The sequence below is a fragment of the Salinisphaera sp. S4-8 genome, from assembly GCF_040361235.1.
Taxonomy (GTDB): domain Bacteria; phylum Pseudomonadota; class Gammaproteobacteria; order Nevskiales; family Salinisphaeraceae; genus Salinisphaera.
This window is the reverse complement of sequence record NZ_APNF01000006.1, coordinates 319,767-338,025: the sequence shown is the minus strand read 5'-3', so window position 1 is coordinate 338,025 and position 18,259 is coordinate 319,767. Positions and strand designations below refer to the sequence as shown.

Below are 18,259 nucleotides of genomic sequence, written 5' to 3'. Positions count from 1 at the left end.
TCGGTCCGGACCCGCAAGCCATTGGCAAAAGCCGAGCGGGTCTGACGACCAAGCTGCATCTGGCGGTCGATGCCTATGGCTTACCGGTCGAGTTCAGAATCACCGGCGGTCAGGTCCATGACAGCGTCGTGGCGCCGGTACTGATTGCCCAATTGACGGATGCACAGGCGATCGTCGGAGATAAGGGATATGACAGCTTGCGCATCCGAGAGCAGATCGAGGCCCAAGACAGTCAATGCGTGATTCCGAGAAAGCGCAACTCGGTTCAGGGCAACGATTATTTGGACCGAGGCGCGTATCGTGATCGGCATCTCGTAGAAAACGCGTTTGCTCGATTAAAACAATACCGAGCGCTGGCTTGCCGCTTCGATAAACTGAAAAAACACTACGAAGGCGTGGTCGCCATCGCCTGCGTGCTCCTATGGCTACCCATGTGAAACGGCAACACGCCCTAGCATAACACTCCTTTTTACGGCCCACGATGAGCCTTCTTTGAAGTGTCCGCATTAACAGGTGAGAACCTGATTTGTTGCTGGACTCGGACGCTCTCCGGCCGGGAGCGCTGGTTGTCGCAGATCCTGCGCAACGACTACGGCTAGGCGGCTGCCGACTTCGTGTCCGGTTGCGCGCCCCTGCGCTGGCGCGCGCGTACACCGTGCTGGCGTCCCTATCGAAGCTGGGCTGAAATGCTGCGCGGCGTGCGCGATGGACAGGTCGTGCCGATCGACGAACTCATCAAGCCGGCCCCTATAAGCAGGTGTTGCGTGCTCGACCACGTGACGGCAAGCGGAAACAGGGTAGAACCCCTCGAACATATCCGAGGCAAAGTTCGCGGTCCGAGGACTCACAGTCGGCAGCTATGGCCCGTCGTATGCCGCGTTCTCCGAAATCTCGAAGTACAGACCGATAACAGCGTTGCCTTGCTGCTTGGTAACGAGCTTCACGAACAGTTCGGTCTGCTCGTTGATCTCCTTGACCGCGGGTTTGATCACCGCACGGTTTAGGTTCTTGAAGTCCTTGTAGGATCGACGGTCGAGCAGTCGCATAAGACGTCTGAACTCATCGATCGTCCAGACGCGTGTCGCGCCAGGGTCTCGATAGCGAGCACAGTTCTCGTAAAGACACTGCGTGTGGTTCGACCGGATGCGGTTCTGGATGCTGACGTTGAGCCGGGCATAGAGCTGCGGCTCCAAGATCGCATCGACCAGTTGAGGCGAATACGAGTAGTAGAGGTACCGGTCGCGGACCACGTAGCCACCAAGCCAGGTGCTTGCACCCCACTCCTTGGACGCATTTCGACCCGTGACTGCCCAATCCACACGCTTGTTGAGCAGGCCGTCCAGAGTCCGCTTGATCCGGTCGCGATTGCCACGGTTACCGAACAGGGCTTCGACTAAGTCCGGCAGATAGATACGGTACTCGCGCCGCTTCTTGAACGAGTCCACCGACTCATGACCGGCTTCTTCGCTCATCGCGTTTTCAAGGAGCACGTTGGCGCATTGCCGTTCCTTGAGCGTGAACGGTGCCGACCAGTGAACGGCGTTAACGCGCTTCTGCAGGATGCTCGCACGCGGCTGGCTACGGCTGTCGTGGCCCTCCGCCAACTCAGCCCCGAACATTTTCTGCTGTGCCTTCATAGCGTCAGTGAGTGCTTCTTGCGGGAAATCCGGCAGGTTCAGAGCGGCTTCGTTGCTTGTATACCGAGCTATCAAGGCGCATGTGTCAAGCCGATTTCAGGTCGTATTCCGGTGAATAAATAGGCCAAATCGCGCTAATCCTTTCACCTGCTTTTCCGGTGCCTTGCGCCATTTGCCGCAATACAGCGTCTTGTCTTGTCTTCAGCCAGCTCGAAAGTCGCTGAAAAACGCGCTAATTCTTTCACCTGCTTTTCAACGTCCCGGTGCTAATACCTGTAAACGATGGCTCATCAGAGGCTTGGAATGCCGCAGGCGATGGGTTTTTGCGCTATCAGCCCCCGCTTGGGAGCGCTCCAAACCACCCCATCGACCACGACGACTCACGGCCTATGTCTTTTTGTCGTAAGCGTAGCGTCCGAGCATCAGCCGCTGCTTTCTTCTTTCCTAGCAAGCAGTTCCCCTATTTAGGGCTCTGCTTCTTTAGTGCGATTAATAAGTTATGTAATTTCAGGTAAAAAGAATCGCGCGATTGCGAAGCCGACAAGAAGGCTCGAGTGCACGCCTGTCGCTGTGAGCCCGGCAGAGATCCGTCGCAACCCTCGTTCTCGCTCTTGGCATTGTGCGCAGTGCCGCGGCGCTAGTTAAGCGAGGCACATCGGTGCTTCTTTCTATATACCTGCTCCCTATGTCATTGATCGAATGTTTAAAATCCGAAACAAAACGGGCCAGACCGTGCTCCCACGGACCGCGCTCCATTGCGTGAAGGTGTCCGGAGCGTCTTCTCGTACACCTCTCGCAGCGGTCGCTGTGAACATTCGTCCGGTAAAAAAGCGCCAATCCTTTCACCGCCTTGGGCCGAGCGCCATGCCAGAAATGACTCGGTGAGGTGTATGGACGCGTCTTTTCATACACCTGCCCTCGACTGTGACCATCAAAGAGCCTGAAATCGCGCTAATTCTCTCACCTGCCGGCGAGTATGGCCGCTGAGTCATTGTTTCTTCTTTCGGGGATCGCGCTAATTTATAAATCTGCGGCTACCCGCCACGATATTGAAAGCATTTCAGGCGAGGTGTACGGGTGCGTCTTTTCGTACACCTTTCGCCCTTATTGGCGGATATTGAGCTCGGTAACAAAGCGGCATTCGGGACCAGCTCAGCCGAGCGCACATTCCACTGAATTGCCGCCAGTCGCCGTTACAGTGAACATGACTTGGGACACCGAGGCGGCGATAGGGGAACTGGTTGGCGCGTACTCACGCCAGCCTACAAATCGCGCCGGCCGATTTTTATACCATCCACATACCCCTAAACCTCGCGGCCACCGGGTGTTGACCTCTGTTCTTTCCCGGTCGGGCCTCCCCTGTAATCTTCCTGTTGTTGCCCTATTCCTCACCTGATAAAGGGACCCGCTCATCCATCGCGCTTTTTGCGGAATCTGCCACCGAACTAACGACGCCCCAGTACCAGGATCGTTACAGGACGAGTCAGGCAAATGGCCAGCTCGGACAAGAAAAGGCGGTACCGACGGCCGGCCCGCAGGGCCGGTGGCAATTGACGGGTGTGGGGATGGTATAAGTCGTCGTTTCCAAACGGATATACGGATCGCGTGTGCGACACGCTTTTTGACGTGACCGGGCTATGAGCGGAAACTAATCGTACTTCAGCCCTTTCCCCGCGCCATGAGCAGCCACGACTCCGCCTCAGTCGACCCGATATATGAACGGCTCAAGGCTATATACGGCCAGCTCGGTCCGGCCGGCAAACGCGCGGTCGTCGAGGCCGCAGCCCTGTTACGCGATATCGGCGCTACTCGGGCAAAACGTGCCACCGATGCCCCTAACAAGTCTTTATGCGAGAGCGACTCGCTGCTGCTACACGTAGATTTGCGGTCGGGTCATGTTGAACTCGCCGAAGATACGTTTCGCAGACCGCGTTCCGCGGACGGCACTGAGAGCGACGAGATCGATGACCGTGAGGTACTTGAGCCGATGTCCGACGAAGAAGGTGAAGCGTACCTGGCAAGCTACGCCGAGCCCCCGCCCGCTTACTTGACCGCCGGCGACGAGATGCTTGGGGCAGTCGATGTGGCTAAACGCCTACATACCACGCCTCAGGCTGTGCGCTACCAGTACGACCGCAACCAGATAATTGGACTTACGCGGGAAGTCGGGTCGATCGTCTATCCTCTGACCCAGTTTATCGATACGCCAAGCGGGCTACGCTGGCCAGAAGGCCTCGATGCTGTGGTCGCGCGACATGGCAATGGGTGGTCAGCGTGGCTATGGTTGATCCACGAACGTCGCGATTTGCATAGCCGCACAGCACTGGCATGTCTACGTGCAGGCGACGTAGGTTATGTGCGCGCCGCCATAGCTCGAGATGACGACGGCGCATTCTGCTGACGTAACAAACGCCGCCAGCGTGCAGAGACCGCACGGTGCTTAAAATCGTCGAGCGAGATGCACTTCATTGCGCTAAAGCTCTCCTATCGGGATGGCGTGATCGCGACGTGAGCCCGTCGGGATCAGCGATCTACACGCTCGCGTCCTAAGACCCTGGCTTCGACGACGATACCGCGTTTCGCCCTTTGTGGCGCGCTCGTCACGTAATAGAAACCAGTCGGCAAGCATGCAGCACAGATTCGCTCGCATTGGAGGATCAATCTGTTCAGTCTTCGCAACATAGGGCCCGTACTTGGGACGCGTTTCGATCCCGTAGACACCGGCGTTACCACTATCGTGCTTTTACGCTGGATTAGAGCGGTAGTGCTCTCTTTTTGACGCGGCAATAGACGCGTCCAGGCACTTAGTAGCGGGAGAGCGATTCCCAATCGCTGTCGATTCCAAACGTATTTCCGACCTCAACCCGCTCTATTTTTCTGCCGGCGATGCCCCATCGCCGGCGAGATTGAATTGGCCTTGCGTTCCAACGACCTCGGGTTAGCGTCGATTGTGTCCTGTACGGACACTCAAACCCAAACCCAGTGTTACGAAATTGTATGTCTAATCTGAATGAAATTCCTTTCGAAGATGGCGCCACAGTAGACGGGACTTATCGTCTTATCGGTGACCCTCAAAAAAATGCCATGCGAGAGCTCGACGGTGAATTGCAATTCACGGTGTCAGACTGCACCGGCCACCGCAGTTGCATCGCTCTCACCCGTGAGCACCCCGACTTACGAGATCAACTACGAAAAGGCGCGCTTGTCGCTGTAACAGGGCAAATTGAACACTTGGACGATAGCGCGGGCCATATCCGCATCCAGAGCTGTCATCGAATCAACTATTCAGAGCGTCCGAGTTGGGAGCTAATACCTCTGCCACTAGTACCACAGACGTGCCGCTGCGCTTTCTCACGACTGACAGCGCTACTAGATCGACTAAGCGACAATTCGATGCGCATGCTGTGTAACCGAATCATGGCGAACCTAAGCGTTACAGCGAACTTTGTGAGCGAGCCAAATCGATACGAGGGCGTGACCGCGCGCACCGGTAGCCTTCTTGTTGCGAGTGTCGCTCGCGCAGAGAAAGTCGAAGCAATGACGGAGATATCGCCGAGCCTCGAAGATCGCGAGGCATTAATTGTCGCGGCCCTGCTCAGGGATGTTGGCGGTATGCATACTAAATCCAGCAGTGCCTCTCAAGAACACGGCGGCATGGCTGCGCAAAATCACACGCTCGAGTTGCTGGGTGAGGAGCTATTGGCTTGGGAAACGCACGAAAACCGACGGGCGAGCTTCTGCGCCATCCTCGCGCCCCAGCTGGCCACCCTGACCAACCCGCATCAAATGTCCCTAATGCAGGCGCATTCCGATCTCATCCATGACGTGGATCACCTAGCATCGTGGGAGCCACACGCCGGTGAGCCTAAGTTGATTCGTTCGACGAGTGGAACGCTTCTCGCGCGCGCTGCGTCGATTACAAACTAAATCTGTCGACAGGCTCTTTCGCCAATCAACGGGCAGGGGCTTCTATTAGTTGCCCTGCCCAACAACCTCCCCGGCTTTGAGCTCCACTTTTCGAATAGGCGTCGAGTACAAGGGCCTCGCCCACCTTTAATGCGCCAGCCGATTAACACCCCTCTCTAACGGCACAGCGCCGACGTTCGCGTTGCGATACGCGGTTACGGTATGCCGCTAGGCATTTGGGTGAGTTTGGACTCAGCGTAAAAGTAGCGCTCCTATCCCGAGTCCGTCCAAGACCATTGCTTGATAGCAGCGTCCGCTTTTGGCCGGCCGTACGCGCACGTGCCGGATGAACCGCACAGCGTGGTCGTCTGGCACGTGAGCCAGTTATACCTCCAGATAAGGGATGCCCTCCACTGCCGGCCCGCAGCGCCGGTGGGACCACTTTGGGGTGTACGGATGGTATAGCTTTAGGCGGCCGGGCGGTTTCCCTAGATTCCGGGTTTTCCGCCTTTGACGTTTTTGGGCGGTCAGAGGACAATCCTGATTCATCGACATGCCACGGAGGGCGCCGTCATGAACGTCCATGAATCGGATCTGACAGCTCAGGTTCGGGCGTTGCTCAACACGGCCGCGAACGACCTGGGCGAGACCGCCCAGCGCGCCGTGATTGAGTTCACCCAGAAACTGCTCGAACTGCGCGCGGCCGGCACGGACGGCGCGATCGCGTCGGCCCATCCGCGTACCCCTCACGTTAAATGGTGGCCCGGCGATTGGCGCGGCGAAATAACCCCGCTGCGCGTGGGGGCTGATGTGCAAATCGTGGATACCTCGGAGGGCGTCCGTGTCGGGCCCGTCGACAGTGACAGTTATAGCGTCGTGTTCCTGATGGATATGAAGTCGGGCCATGTCGAACTGCCCGCGTCGACGTTTCAGACCCTGTGGCGAGACATGCTCGACCCGGTGAAAAGCCATGATTGGCCGCTCGCCCGTCTCGCTATGGGGAACGTCCAGGTCGGCTACCCGAAGTCGGAGCCAACCCACAGCGACGACGCCGAGGACGAGCTCACGCTGCTGACCGAAGAGCAAGCCGAAGCGTATCTGGATAGTATGACCACGGCGCCTCCTGCCCACCTGACCGCGGGCGGCGAAATGCTTGGGGCGACCAAGATGGCCGAGCTTCTGGAAACCTCGCGTCAGACCATCCGCAATCGGTACAACCGAAAGCAGATTATCGGCCTGACGCGCGAAGTCGGCCCGCTCGTCTATCCGTTGACGCAGTTCGCCAATACACCCGGCGGTCTACGCTGGCTCAAGGGTCTGGATGCGGTCGTTGTACAGCACGGCAATGGCTGGCAGGCCTGGCTTTGGTTGACCAACGAGCGCTATGACTTGGCCAATCGCACGCCATTGACGTGCCTGCGCGAAGGCGACGTTGACGCTGTGTACGCGGCACTCGCGCGCGACGATGAGGGTGCGTTCAGCTGATGGACCTGTCTGGCTTCGTCAGACCATTCAATATTACCGAAGCGTCCTATCGTCGCATCAGCCCCATCGCCCACAAGGACACACCGCTGTCCTACGGTCTCGCGCCAAGCCGCTTTTCAGGCCCCGAAGTGACGACGCCGCAGGGGCGCGAAGCCGCCTTCGGCGTGGTCTATATGGCTATCGATCTCGAAACCGCGATGGCTGAGACCCTGATCCGACAGCGCTCGGCGCACCCGAACATGCGGATCCATCGGCAGACGTTGCGAGATCATGTGTTGTTCGGGATCAAAACGACGGCGGCGTTGAACCTGCTCGACATCACCGGGCCGCGACTCAATCGCCTTGGTTACAGCCTGGAAGCACTTCACGACAGCAAAAGCTATGCACTCAGCCAAGAACTATCGGAGCACGCGTATCAGGCGACGCCCGTGATCGACGGCGTCCTCTATCCGTCGTGGCATTCGTTTCGCAATAACATCGCGGTATACCCGCACGCTTTATCCAAACTGACGTGTGTTTCCATGAACAAGCTCACCTCCCATCTGGAGGTGCTGGATCTGCTCAAGGCCTACAAAATTACGATCTACGACTGACGTGATCGCGCAGACTTGCATTTCAACGCACACCACTAAATTGATGCTGGGGTCAATCCCGAGGCCTTCGGGCAGGCCTCTTTGTGAAGGGCACGAGTGTCTACGGATCGGGGTAAGCGCAGTCCGCTCATGGCCGTTTGCGACCCAAAGCGGTCACAAAAGCTGGCTCGATGTCGGAATTTTCTCCAATAGACGGGCGCTGCGAAAATCTCCCAAAGGCGGCCGACTATCGATTTCCACGGAAATCGCGTATAGAGTGTCAAGACTGATAACGTCCCACAAGTTATATTAAGAGCGGAAGATGCTAAGCCAAGAATTAGAGCAAGCCAAACGATCAGTAACGACGGATAACTTGCAAATATCCATCGGCGAAATCGCATCTATGTATAAGCAGAACGAATTGGATATTATTCCTGAGTTTCAGCGCTTATTTCGTTGGTCCGCAACTAAGAAAACCGCATTCGTTGAGTCAATACTAATTGGGATCCCGTTGCCACCAGCTTTTGCCTATGAGAAAGAAGATGGAACTTGGGAACTAATCGATGGCTTGCAGCGTATTTCAACGATTCTTCAATTTATGGGCATGCTACGCGATCCGGACAACCCGGACCGTATCCAGCCGCCAGAACGACTAACACAAGCCACGTATTTGCCGTCTTTAGCGGGGGTATACTGGGACGCCAGCAACGCCGATGAGGATGCGAAGTCACTCGAAAAGCCTTTGCAGCTCTTTTTTCGACGGGCAAGATTAGACTTCCAAATACTTAAGTACCCAAGCGACGCTAAAACTAAATTTGATTTGTTCCAGCGGCTAAATCGGGGTGGCGAGTATGCAAACGAGCAAGAGGTTCGCACCTGTTCAATGGTGCTTGCGAACTCGGAGGCTACTAGAAGGATAAGGAATCTTGCTAATAGCGACGCGTTTAAACGCGTTCTACGAATTAGCGAGGATGACGTGGCGAAGCAAAAAGACGTCGAATATGCCGTAAGATCCTTGGTTCACGCTACCGAAGACTTGCGCCCGGGGGTAAACGTTCAAGATTTTCTTGACCGTTCTATCCTTGGAATACTTGACTCTCACGACCCATACTCAAAGATCGAGGATATCGCCTGGACCGTTCAATTGCTAGATCGCGTGATCGGAAACGAGGCTCTTATTCCGCCTCCTAATGCTCACGAAGATATCGCCAACCGTTTTTCGCTAAGAGCGCTCGAAGGCATTCTCGCGGGAATCGCGAGGAACAGACAAGCTATTGAACAACTTCCAAATGCCGACGATTTTATCGATGAACGAGTGCGTAACTTCTGGCAACAAGAAGACGTAGCTAATCTTAGCGGTTCGGGTCTTCGTGGCACCACTCGCATACAACGAAGCGTCCCGTTTGGCAGCGCGTGGTTCAGACCTTAAATCTGCGCATATGTCAGCTGATTCCGAAATTGATTCCAATCGTATTAGCAGAGCACGTGAACTTTCAGACGTTAAAACCCAGTTTTCTGGATCACGAATCAACTCTACATATGGAATTCACTCAAAGGCGATAATCGTTTTAGCGTACGCACATTGGGAAGGGTTTTATAACGACAGCGTAAACTATTACATTCAGCGTCTAGTTGAAGCAGAAACAAGAGTTGCTGATGCTGGATGGTTATTGCTCTGCGGCGTGTTGCGGTCTGAGTTTCAAAGTTTGCGAGATAGGTATCATTCGCCCGAGGCAAAGCTTCAGTTCGTCGACAGTTTGAGGGAAATATCAGAACGAGGCTTTGCTAACTTTGATAACACCGTTGTTTTATCAAAGTCTAATCTGGACTTCTCGCAGCTTCGTCATAATTTTAAGATTTTGGGTTTTGATATTACACCCTTCCAGCAACACCGTCTTCGAATCGATAACGAGCTCGTCAAGTGGCGCCATCAAGTAGCGCACGGGGACAGCCCCGATTTATCCGCAGTGGATTTAGATAATCACATTGCGTTCACGCAACAAGCGATGCTGCTTTTGGCCGATACTTTTCAGTCAGCCATTTCGGCCGTAATTTCAGAACGCTGATTGAGAAGAAGTATCCTGGCTGTCTGCAAAACTCACATGCCACCTATTAGGCCACGTTCCCACGCCTGAATTTTTGTCAAACCGGCGGCGGAGGCGCGCGAGCGCCTTTGAATAGATGTACGGGTACGTTAGATACGCAATCAAAACGGCCTCTGCGCATCAAAGACTTGGCTGTATCGAAAGTCCGCTTTTGGCCGATAGCAGACGCAATCGGGGCGGCTTGTCTTTCTTCGGAGATGACCCACTGCCGGGCCTAAACGGACGTGCTTCGGGGGCGCGGCGTCTTCGGGGTCCGACTGTCGACGCTGCAATGCACGCGCTTGCGAGCGCGCATGTCGCGGGTGCGCCGCAACCGCCGCCGTGCCGGTCTAGACCTGAGGCGGCTGCGCGTAACGGGCTGCTATGCAACCGGGTCGGTCATAGGCGCCGGGGTATCCGAGTGGGCCTATGCACACCATAGGCGGCACGCCCTGCCCTGTGTGTCGAGCTTTCGACAGCGATAGGGCCACGCCCGGCGCAAAATGCCGAATAGGCGATCAGATGCCGTAGGCGGCTTCTGACATACGGTCCACAAAGCCTTCTCCGTCGAAGCTGCGCACCATGCCCCGGCTGTCGAAAAATTCGTCCAGCTCCTGCTCGGACCAATCGCCCTCGAAGTTGAACCAGCGCAGCACTTTCTCCTACTCGACGATGCCGCGCCGAAGCGTGCTGTACTCCCCTTTCTCGAAGGCATCTTCCATCACCATCATCACGCGCTCGAGTTTCAGTGCTTTTCGATAGTTCTTGTCGGTTAGAAATCGGATCATGTAACCCGCGTGCTCCCTCGTTTTGACGCGGATGTGATTGCGCTGTGCCGCCGTGCGGCGATTGCTCTGCCGTGGGCTGCCCAAGGGTTATCAGGTCGGTGTGGAACCGCCTGCCGGGGCTCGAGGGTGAAATGACGATGGGCGTTTTGAGTACGGGTCGCGGCACGGGCCGCACCGATCAAGCCCGCTCGATGCTATATGCGGTCAGGCTATTGGCAACCGCTGCGACACGAAACCCGCGTCTGTGTGACGCGGGTGTCACCACCCCACCGGCGAACCGCCCTACCCGGCGAACGGGCCTCACGGATTGGCGATACGCTCGGTCAGTTCGCGGGACAGATCCTGAGCGCGGGTGATCTGTTCGCTTGTCATCCGGCTTTCGAGTTCGTCGCGCAGCCCGCTTTGTGTCGCCCCGGTGGCGACGACGTTGGCCCAGGCATAGCTGCGGATGTAGTCGCGTGGCATCCCGGTTCCCTTCAGGTAGAGCCATGCCAGGCTGGTCTGTGCGGTGCTGTAACCGTCATTGGCGGCCTTTTCGAGCCAGCGTGCGCCTTCGTCGTAATCGCGCCATACCGGCTTGCTGTTGACCATCGACGTGCCCAGCTCATAGGCGGCCTCGGTATCGCCACCTTCGGCGGCGCGGGTGAGCCATTTGCGTGATTCGGATTTGTTCTCGGGTACGCCATACCCGATCTCGTACAGTCCCCCGAGTTCGGCGGCGGCGCGGGCGTTCCCCTGCCGTGCGGCACGCTCGAACCACTGCGCGGCCTTGTTGATTTTGTCGTCGGCCATGCGCACCTGGGCGAGATACAGATTGCCCAAGCGCAAACCGGCGAGCGTGATGCCGGTGTCCCAGGCTTGCTCAAAGAACTGGTAGGCCCGCTCGTCGTTCTTCTCGATCCGCACGCCGTCACGCTCGATGACTTCTGAGTAGTCACGCGTGTACGCCCACTCGTCCATCAAGCCATTGGTCTGATAGGGCGCGTGGAGCTGCGCCAGCAGCAACAGGGCCGGGCCGTACCCCTGCGCGGCGCCAGCTTCGTACTGTCGAATCATGACCGCCATGTTCTTGGGCGGGCCGTACTGTGCCCGCGCGCCCATCACGGTCTGGGCGCGGGCGACCCCGGCGTTGGCGAGCACGTGAATCAACGGGCGATAGACGGGCTCGAACGGCGGCCAGTACAGATCCGGGGGCGTGTAATAGGTCGAGCCGGTTCTGCTATCGACCTGGTAGGCAGTATCGACCAATCGCTGGGCGGTATAGCCGAGCCGCTGGTAGGTGGCGGCGGTCGCCAATACGACGGCCAGACCGGCGATCCCGGCTGTGATGGCGATAGCGCGCCGCATAACGTCCCCTGTTCGTGATTCGGTTCAAGCCGGTGAAAAATAGCGGCCCATCGCGCTAATCCTTTCACCTGCTTTTCAGGTGCTCTCGCATTGGCGGCGCTCTCGCGTCACTGGCTGCGGACACGTTCGCTGTAGGCGGTGAGCAGCTGCGTCTGGAAGTCGATGGCGTCTTCGAGCGCGTGGGTGAGCGTGATGCGCGGGTGATCGCTGGGCGAGCCGGGGTAGCAGTTGAGTTCGATGATCGGATCGCCTGACCAATCTGCCGAGGCGCACAGCGCGCCGTCATTCGACTGCGTGGTGCGCAAGCCGTGGGCAATGGTCTGGGTCAGCGTGGTCGCGCCCGGCTGCGTGTGCGGCTTCAAGGCGGTGTCGATGCAGCCTTGCAGCGCGATACACAGGGCTTGGAATGTGCCGTTGTCGAGCACGAACGCGGGGCCGTCCTGATCGACACGCAGCAGCCAGCAGTCGGGCTGGTTGGTGGCGCATAGACTCAGCGCGGCGTGGTCGAAGACCGTCCCGACGCATTCTTCGGTTGCCTGGATCGCTTGCGGTATCACCTGCCCATCTCCCCCTTGGGCGTGTGCTCTAGCCCAAATGCCTGTCGTGTTTCGTGTGTCATCACAGCCCGCCCGGCCCGCGATGTTGCCATGCCTCGATGCGGCGGATGATCCGATCGAGCGAGTCGGCTTCGCTGGGGCTGATGTCGCGTACCTGCGTCGCCAGGCTGATCAGCGCTCGCTTGCCTGAATCGGCAACGGCCTTGCGCGCCTTGAGCCGTTCGCGCTTGTGGGGCTTCATGCCGCGCCTTCACAGGCGGCGCTGTCGTGTGCCTGTTCGGCGCGCTACTCAATTGCGGGGGATGGTCGATCCGACAACGGCTGTCGCCTGAGACAGGCGCGCTCGAATCGCGTTCGTGACCGCTAGAGGCCACAGTCTCGCGTGGTGTGTCGCGGGTGGTCATCGAATGCGACGCTCCGCGCGGGTGACGCTGCGTTTACTGGGTGCACGTGGCGGCACTGGCTTGGGGCTACGTCTATAGGGCTTGCATTGATGCTCTTCGCAAAGCTTGGTGTCGGAACCGTACGTACCGCGTGGTGATGCGGCTGTAACGTGCGTGCCGCGGTGGATCCGAGGACTGCGACCGACGTGGACGCACGGCGCCCGGCAATGCGCCTGACCCGGCCCGTGCGATGCGCTATGGGACGCGATGTAACGGTGGCGTCGATACTGTGAACGCAGTGCGTGGTGATGGCGCTGCGTGTACTGCGTGGTTGGCGTGAATGCTCGCGCAATGGGGCTTTGTGTGCAGCGTGGCTGTTGGCGCTTTGCGTACTGCGTGAGTGTTGGCTCTGCGTGTATTGGCTCAACGTCAGCGAGGCGCTGTGCGCCGTTCTAAGCTTTTATCTCGGGGCGCGCCGATCAGCACGCGTGTTGGCACGCCATCGCAGGATAAGGCGCTTGTGCGTGCCTCAGACGTGCATTGAGCAGGCTGCCCCTCGTGCCTCGCATCATCGCGCTATCGGCTGGACGGCTCGCGTAGCACGAACTGAGTGCGGTTGCCGCGTGGGCTGCGTGCGATCGGGTGCCGCTCTACCTGCTGCCCTCGCAGCTCGGCATTGAGCCTCGTTCCTCGATCCATGGTTCTGCTGCGAGTGTCGGGTGAGCTTGCTGCTACCCGCGAGAAGGCGGGTGCTGAGGGGCATAGTGCTCTCGCGGCTAAGCGACGCCTGTGGCTACGAGATACGCGTGGTTGATCTCGGGTCCAGCGAACACCATCAGCAGCGAAGACGCGACGAGGTAAGGCCCAAACGGCTGCGGCGTGTCGCGGCTCGCCCTGCGGGTGAGGATCTGGGCAGTGCCAACAGCGAAGGCTGCCGTGGCACCGATGAATATCACGCCGGGTATCGCCGTCCATCCGAGCCATGCCCCGACCATCGCGACGGACTTGAGGTCTCCGTACCCCAAGCCCTGCTGATCGCTTACTAGCTCGAACCCGTTGGCGATAACCCAGAGCACGCCGTACCCGGCGATCGCCCCACTCGCTCTTCTCACGCTTGAGGCTTTTCGGTGCTCAGCCATGAACTTTTCGGCCCGCGTCTCGGCGATCCGGAGGAGTCGCTCACGCTCGAGCAGGATCTGCCGAACCATCGGCCGGATATTTGCTTCCATCGATTTCACCCTTCTGGCCCTATTAGAGGGATTTTCGACCCCCTTCTGTGAGCCATAGGGATCGCTGCCTCTGACCGCTTCGCAAACGCGACGAAGGGGTCAGAAGGGGGGTCAATCTCCCTTATATGGCTGACGGAAGGGTGTCGTTTTGAACGTGTTTTTGAGCAGATTTGCACCCTTTGGTGAGCCATATAAGGGAAAACGCCCCCCTTTGGTTCTGAGCGGAGATCATTCGCACTGTGCCCAGGTGACGGTAATGGAAGGGGGGCTTCTGGCCGTATATGGCTGACCAAAGGGTCTTAATCGGTTCGCCCGTTTGGCCTGAATTGCCACCCTTTGGTGAGCCATATAGGCACTTGGCACCCCTTCCGTCCTCACGGACTCTTCGTGTCGCTTGGGGCCGCAGGGCTGGAAGGGGGGCTTCTGGCCTTATATGGCGAACCAAAGGGGTCATTTATTCCTGGGCTGAACCGAACGATTGGGAAGGTATCAGTCCGTTCATCCAAGCCACGTCGACCTTTCGACTGCCGAAGATCCGGCTGGCGACAAGCACCGCATGGCGGCGGTGGCCTCGTACGGCCTGGCCGCTCGGGATTCGCCTGTTCGGGCAGCATGGCGATCGGGTCACACTCTAGTGCGACACGCGTGCTACCCCACTGATCTACCGTCGCCTCTTTATCAGGAAGTGAACTCTAGTGGCACTAGAGTGCGACACGCGTGCGACAGGCGGATCCGCACGTCTGCGCCGTCCCGTTTCGGCCCCGCCCTGTCGCACTAGAGTGCGACTGCAGTGCGACAGCAGTTTCCTCGACATTCCCTGAGCCCATCTCGACTTACCGTTTGTTCGCTCTGACGTCGTCTCTAAGGAGGCCGACACGTGTCCAGATCGACTATTTAAGGAACGAGATATGTATTTCATGGGCCTCGATGTTGGCTATTCGAACCTGAAGGTGGCGGGTGGTGCGGCTCGCAACATGACGATTCATGAGCGATTGCCGGCCGGCGCCGGACCCGCGGCTGATCTGGATGAATCGCTCGGCGGCAACCAGACCAGCGGTGTTGATGTCGACGTGAGAGGTCAGAGCTGGGTCGCCGGTGTCGAACCAAGCGGGTTTGCTTCCCCCAGAGAGAAATCCATTCCGACTACACGGCGACTTGTTCACGCCGATGCCGAGTGTGCTGATCGGAGTGTGGTAATCGAGACTGGCGTGCGGGCGATGCCAGTTATAGTCATGCAGCCAGTGCGGCAGATGCGCCGCGCGTTGATCCGCATTCTCGTAGGCGCGGGCATACGCCCACTCGTGGAGCGCCGTTTGGATCAGCCGCTCGGCCTTGCCGTTGGTGCGCGGACGGTACGGCTGCGTTCTTCGGTGTTTGAGCCCGAGTCGGCGACACGCCTTGGCAAACACATGTGAGCGATAGCAGGCGCCATTGTCGGTGAGCACGCGATCAAAGGGCACGCCCAGGCGTCGGTAGTATCGCAAGGCCGCGATCAGTGCCGCCACGGCGCTGACGCCCTTTTCTTTGGGCCAGATCGTGGCATGGCTGACGCGGCTGTGGTCGTCGATCGCCCTATGCACATAATCCCAGCCGGCACCCCGTGAGCGGCCGGCCTGCCGATCGCCGGTCATGCGATGGCCGGGGCGCTTGAAGCGGCCGAGTTTCTTGATGTCGAGATGCAGCAGGTCACCGGGGGCCTCGTGGGTATAGCGCTGGATCGGCGGCGCCGGATCGAGCACGGACAGCCGGTTCAGGCCGGCCCGCTGAAGCACGCGTGCAACCGTGGTCACCGGCACATCGACCTCGCCACTGATCGCGCGATAGATACGGCGCTCACGCCGCAAGGCTACGATCCGTTGCTGGGTCACCGCCGACAGCTGATGCGGGCAACGGGCCGGGCGTGAACTGCGTTCATGCAGGCCTGCTTGTCCTTGCGCCCGGTATCGAGAAAGCCACTTGTAGGCTGTTCGCGGACTTACGCCCATCGCTTGCGCCGCCTCGATGGGTCGCAAGCCGTCCTCCCGGATCCGGCGGACCAGCAGGGCTCGACCATGAACGGTCAGACGCGCATTCTTGTGCGTGTTCATCCGGGTCACTCCTGAAGCTTGAAGGATTCGACACCCATCAGCCTCAAGGCGGTCGCCCCGGATGAACAACCCACTGAGAGATCACAGCTAGGCGTTCCAGTTTCGGCCAGGAATCTGTCGTTGTTAGTGGAACCCCGGCCCGCATGCTGCACGGAATGTGTCGTTGTTAGCATGGTGCTAGAACTAGAATTCGCGCTTTAAGTTGTTGATTTTAAGACGCAACTCACATCGGAATTCGCGTCTGTCGCTCAACACGGAATCTGTCGTTGTTAGACTCCTCACAGGCACTGCGAAGCCCTGATTAGGTTGCTGATTATAAAGCGGATGTACAGCGCCATTTGGCGGGCTTGAGCCGACCCGGAATCTGTCGTTGTTACGTCGATGGCCGCACTGGTGGGTCGCGAATAAATATCAGCGGATACCGAGGCTTACATGGCCGGCGCTGAGGCGGAGTGGCAACACGGAATTTGTCGTTGTTACAGCGTCTGGCATGGCTGGTGCGGGATCGCCGGACAGGGCCTACGGGCCGCTGGCGCTGCACTAGATCTATCGTGCGCTCTTCTGCCTTGGTCAATGGGAACGGTTGCCCATCTGACTGAGAAAGGCGTGCTGAATGCGGAGGAATACGAGTCACGCAAGGCCAAGTTGCTGGCCGGATAAGGCCCTCGATCCCAGACATGGCGGCTGCAGCCCTTCGGGGCCGCAGCCGCTTTTTTATGGCTACTGGCCGAGCGCGCCCATCTGGGCGGTCAGGGCCTGCATGACCTGCGGCGGCAACGTGTTGCCGTTGAGCGCGAGGCTGTTGTCCTTGTAGTCCAACACCATGCTGTAGCGCGCGTTGTTCACAGTGACGAGGTTGTTATTCTCCCACTGGTCGATCATGCGTGCGACCTGATTGGGGTTGGACGATTGTTCGACCCCGTAGGCCAGCAATGAACGATCCGCGAAGGCGGCGGCGCTGACCTGCATGCGCTGCATCACCCGCGCCGGCAGCGGCATGTACTCACGGGCCCGTTCGGATAGCGGCTCACCGAGGCTGAGCGTGACGCCCATGCCGGCATTCCCCCGGCTGGTTTCCAACGATGACACGTCGAGTTCGATTTCCGAGTCGGTATCGAAGATGGAGGCCACGTCATCGAGAAATGCCATGCGTTGACGCTCGGGCACTTGTTGCATCGGCGTATTACCGATCTTGTCCAGTGTGGTGAGCGTACGGGCGAGCGCATCCACGCGCATCTTGTTCAGGTTGAACTCGACGGTGCCGCCCTTGATGTCGACCTGGTCGCGTTGCGCAACGCCCGGGCGATCGAGTTCGACGTCACTGATGGCCAGCTTCGATCGGAAGTCGCCGCGCTCGTCGCGGTAGTCTGCCGTGGCGTCGAAGTCGGCTGCGAACGAGACCGACTCGCCGCTGGGTGCGTTGAACGAGAACTTGCCGATCGTGATCTTGGCTTGCCCGGAGCCGAGCATGGAGCGCAGTACCGTCTGCTCATAGCGGTCATCCATGCGCGAATCGCCGACGAGACGAAGCTCGTTCACCGCAACGCCGCCCTGACTGTCGGAAATACGCACGCCGGGGGCAACCAGCTCGAAGGTTTCATCAAGGTCAGCGCGTTCGTAGAAACCAGACAGACCGTTCCACTCGACATAGGTCTGCACACCGTTGGCATCTTCGCTCGTGCCTTGCGCGACGGGCGAGCGCAGCTCGACCCGGAAGTTTTCGTCGTCTGTAACCCACGTTTCGATCCGCAGCGGGGGTTCGCTGAAAATGCTCGACAGGTCCGGGTCAGCATCACGCGACAGCGTGCTGACGATGTGCGTCTGCCCGAGGCCAGGCACCCACGGATGGGTGATTTCGTTGTTGAACGTCGCGCGCTCGTCACCCAGGCCACCGACCGAGACCTCGGCTTGTGAGCTCATCCAGCCCCGGTCATAGGATTCGATCGCGAAATCGAAGTCACCGCGCTTGTTCATGTTGTCGATGCCGGCCCGGAATTGGTTTTCGACTTCGGAGCCGGTCAAATACGGCACGAGCGCGGCGATGGCCACGACCAGTACCAAAACGATCGCAAGGATCTTTTTCACGTGAGTTTCCCCCTCGTAATGATGATGGCCAACGCCGGCACACGGCTATCCCGCAAAAAACGGCTACGCGCTTGGTCGACCGGGTAAAGCGTTGCCCGC

General features: G+C 58.6%; 15 protein-coding genes and 2 pseudogenes. 8 read left to right on the top strand and 9 right to left on the bottom strand.

Annotated features, from left to right (window positions below; all coding sequences use genetic code 11):
* Window positions 1-437 (top strand): IS5 family transposase (locus tag S4A8_RS11875; RefSeq protein WP_353220298.1); only part of this gene is annotated, 437 nt, incomplete at its 5' end.
* Between the two features lie 420 nt (window positions 438-857).
* Here S4A8_RS11875 and S4A8_RS11870 read toward each other — a convergent pair.
* Window positions 858-1,637, bottom strand: a complete 780-nt coding sequence (locus S4A8_RS11870) for a replication initiation protein (RefSeq protein ID WP_293624166.1) — start codon at window positions 1,635-1,637, stop codon at window positions 858-860.
* A 1,678-nt stretch (window positions 1,638-3,315) separates the two neighbouring features.
* Between S4A8_RS11870 and S4A8_RS11865 the strand changes: the two genes are divergently transcribed.
* From S4A8_RS11865 to S4A8_RS11840, 6 genes are all read left to right on the top strand, one after another.
* Entirely contained in the window at window positions 3,316-4,038 is a 723-nt protein-coding gene (locus S4A8_RS11865; RefSeq protein WP_293624168.1) for a hypothetical protein, read from the top strand.
* Window positions 4,039-4,634: 596 nt separating this feature from the next.
* Window positions 4,635-5,564: a hypothetical protein gene (locus tag S4A8_RS11860; RefSeq protein ID WP_293624170.1), complete on the top strand. Its 930-nt coding sequence runs from the start codon at window positions 4,635-4,637 to the stop codon at window positions 5,562-5,564.
* Between the two features lie 489 nt (window positions 5,565-6,053).
* Complete coding sequence (locus S4A8_RS11855; protein ID WP_293624172.1) at window positions 6,054-7,028, top strand: hypothetical protein; 975 nt, start codon at window positions 6,054-6,056, stop codon at window positions 7,026-7,028.
* Window positions 7,028-7,621: an RES family NAD+ phosphorylase gene (locus S4A8_RS11850; protein ID WP_293624174.1), complete on the top strand. Its 594-nt coding sequence runs from the start codon at window positions 7,028-7,030 to the stop codon at window positions 7,619-7,621. Before S4A8_RS11855 ends, S4A8_RS11850 begins: the two co-directional genes overlap by 1 nt.
* 301 nt (window positions 7,622-7,922) lie before the next feature.
* A complete protein-coding gene (locus S4A8_RS11845; protein ID WP_353220297.1) occupies window positions 7,923-9,029 on the top strand; it encodes a DUF262 domain-containing protein in 1,107 nt (368 codons plus the stop codon).
* Entirely contained in the window at window positions 8,971-9,666 is a 696-nt protein-coding gene (locus S4A8_RS11840; protein WP_353220296.1) for an MAE_28990/MAE_18760 family HEPN-like nuclease, read from the top strand. Before S4A8_RS11845 ends, S4A8_RS11840 begins: the two co-directional genes overlap by 59 nt.
* A 536-nt stretch (window positions 9,667-10,202) precedes the next feature.
* Here the strand turns inward: S4A8_RS11840 and S4A8_RS11835 are convergent.
* The 6 genes from S4A8_RS11835 to S4A8_RS11810 all read right to left on the bottom strand — a co-directional run bounded on the left by S4A8_RS11835 (window position 10,203) and on the right by S4A8_RS11810 (window position 13,988).
* On the bottom strand, window positions 10,203-10,340 hold the full coding sequence (locus S4A8_RS11835) for a hypothetical protein (RefSeq protein WP_293626396.1): 138 nt from the start codon (window positions 10,338-10,340) through the stop codon (window positions 10,203-10,205).
* Window positions 10,341-10,346: 6 nt separating this feature from the next.
* Window positions 10,347-10,472, bottom strand: coding sequence for a hypothetical protein (locus S4A8_RS11830; protein WP_293626397.1), 126 nt, complete (start codon window positions 10,470-10,472; stop codon window positions 10,347-10,349).
* Between the two features lie 300 nt (window positions 10,473-10,772).
* Window positions 10,773-11,819, bottom strand: a complete 1,047-nt coding sequence (locus S4A8_RS11825; RefSeq protein WP_353220295.1) for a tetratricopeptide repeat protein — start codon at window positions 11,817-11,819, stop codon at window positions 10,773-10,775.
* 107 nt (window positions 11,820-11,926) lie between these two features.
* Entirely contained in the window at window positions 11,927-12,376 is a 450-nt protein-coding gene (locus S4A8_RS11820; protein ID WP_293626400.1) for a hypothetical protein, read from the bottom strand.
* A 61-nt stretch (window positions 12,377-12,437) separates the two neighbouring features.
* Window positions 12,438-12,617, bottom strand: coding sequence for a hypothetical protein (locus S4A8_RS11815; protein WP_293626402.1), 180 nt, complete (start codon window positions 12,615-12,617; stop codon window positions 12,438-12,440).
* 918 nt (window positions 12,618-13,535) lie between these two features.
* Complete coding sequence (locus S4A8_RS11810; protein ID WP_353175698.1) at window positions 13,536-13,988, bottom strand: prepilin peptidase; 453 nt, start codon at window positions 13,986-13,988, stop codon at window positions 13,536-13,538.
* A gap of 908 nt (window positions 13,989-14,896) precedes the next feature.
* Between S4A8_RS11810 and S4A8_RS11805 the strand changes: the two are divergent.
* Window positions 14,897-15,055 (top strand): annotated as a pseudogene (locus tag S4A8_RS11805) (ParM/StbA family protein); the annotation flags it as partial.
* A gap of 105 nt (window positions 15,056-15,160) precedes the next feature.
* On the opposite strand, the pseudogene S4A8_RS11800 reads toward S4A8_RS11805, so the two are convergent.
* Both S4A8_RS11800 and S4A8_RS11795 read right to left on the bottom strand, forming a co-directional pair.
* Window positions 15,161-16,075: pseudogene (locus tag S4A8_RS11800) on the bottom strand (IS481 family transposase); the annotation flags it as partial.
* A 720-nt stretch (window positions 16,076-16,795) separates the two neighbouring features.
* Entirely contained in the window at window positions 16,796-18,160 is a 1,365-nt protein-coding gene (locus S4A8_RS11795; RefSeq protein ID WP_293626406.1) for a DUF945 family protein, read from the bottom strand.
* Window positions 18,161-18,259 lie beyond the last annotated feature (99 nt).

Bases quoted from the DNA above. Each gene is read 5' to 3' on its own strand.
- S4A8_RS11870 (WP_293624166.1), bottom strand. From the start codon at position 1,637: ATGAAGGCACAGCAGAAAATGTTCGGGGCTGAGTTGGCGGAGGGCCAC.
- S4A8_RS11865 (WP_293624168.1), top strand. From the start codon at position 3,316: ATGAGCAGCCACGACTCCGCCTCAGTCGACCCGATATATGAACGGCTC.
- S4A8_RS11860 (WP_293624170.1), top strand. From the start codon at position 4,635: ATGTCTAATCTGAATGAAATTCCTTTCGAAGATGGCGCCACAGTAGAC.
- S4A8_RS11850 (WP_293624174.1), top strand. From the start codon at position 7,028: ATGGACCTGTCTGGCTTCGTCAGACCATTCAATATTACCGAAGCGTCC.
- S4A8_RS11845 (WP_353220297.1), top strand. From the start codon at position 7,923: ATGCTAAGCCAAGAATTAGAGCAAGCCAAACGATCAGTAACGACGGAT.
- S4A8_RS11830 (WP_293626397.1), bottom strand. From the start codon at position 10,472: ATGATCCGATTTCTAACCGACAAGAACTATCGAAAAGCACTGAAACTC.
- S4A8_RS11825 (WP_353220295.1), bottom strand. From the start codon at position 11,819: ATGCGGCGCGCTATCGCCATCACAGCCGGGATCGCCGGTCTGGCCGTC.
- S4A8_RS11815 (WP_293626402.1), bottom strand. From the start codon at position 12,617: ATGAAGCCCCACAAGCGCGAACGGCTCAAGGCGCGCAAGGCCGTTGCC.
- S4A8_RS11810 (WP_353175698.1), bottom strand. From the start codon at position 13,988: ATGGAAGCAAATATCCGGCCGATGGTTCGGCAGATCCTGCTCGAGCGT.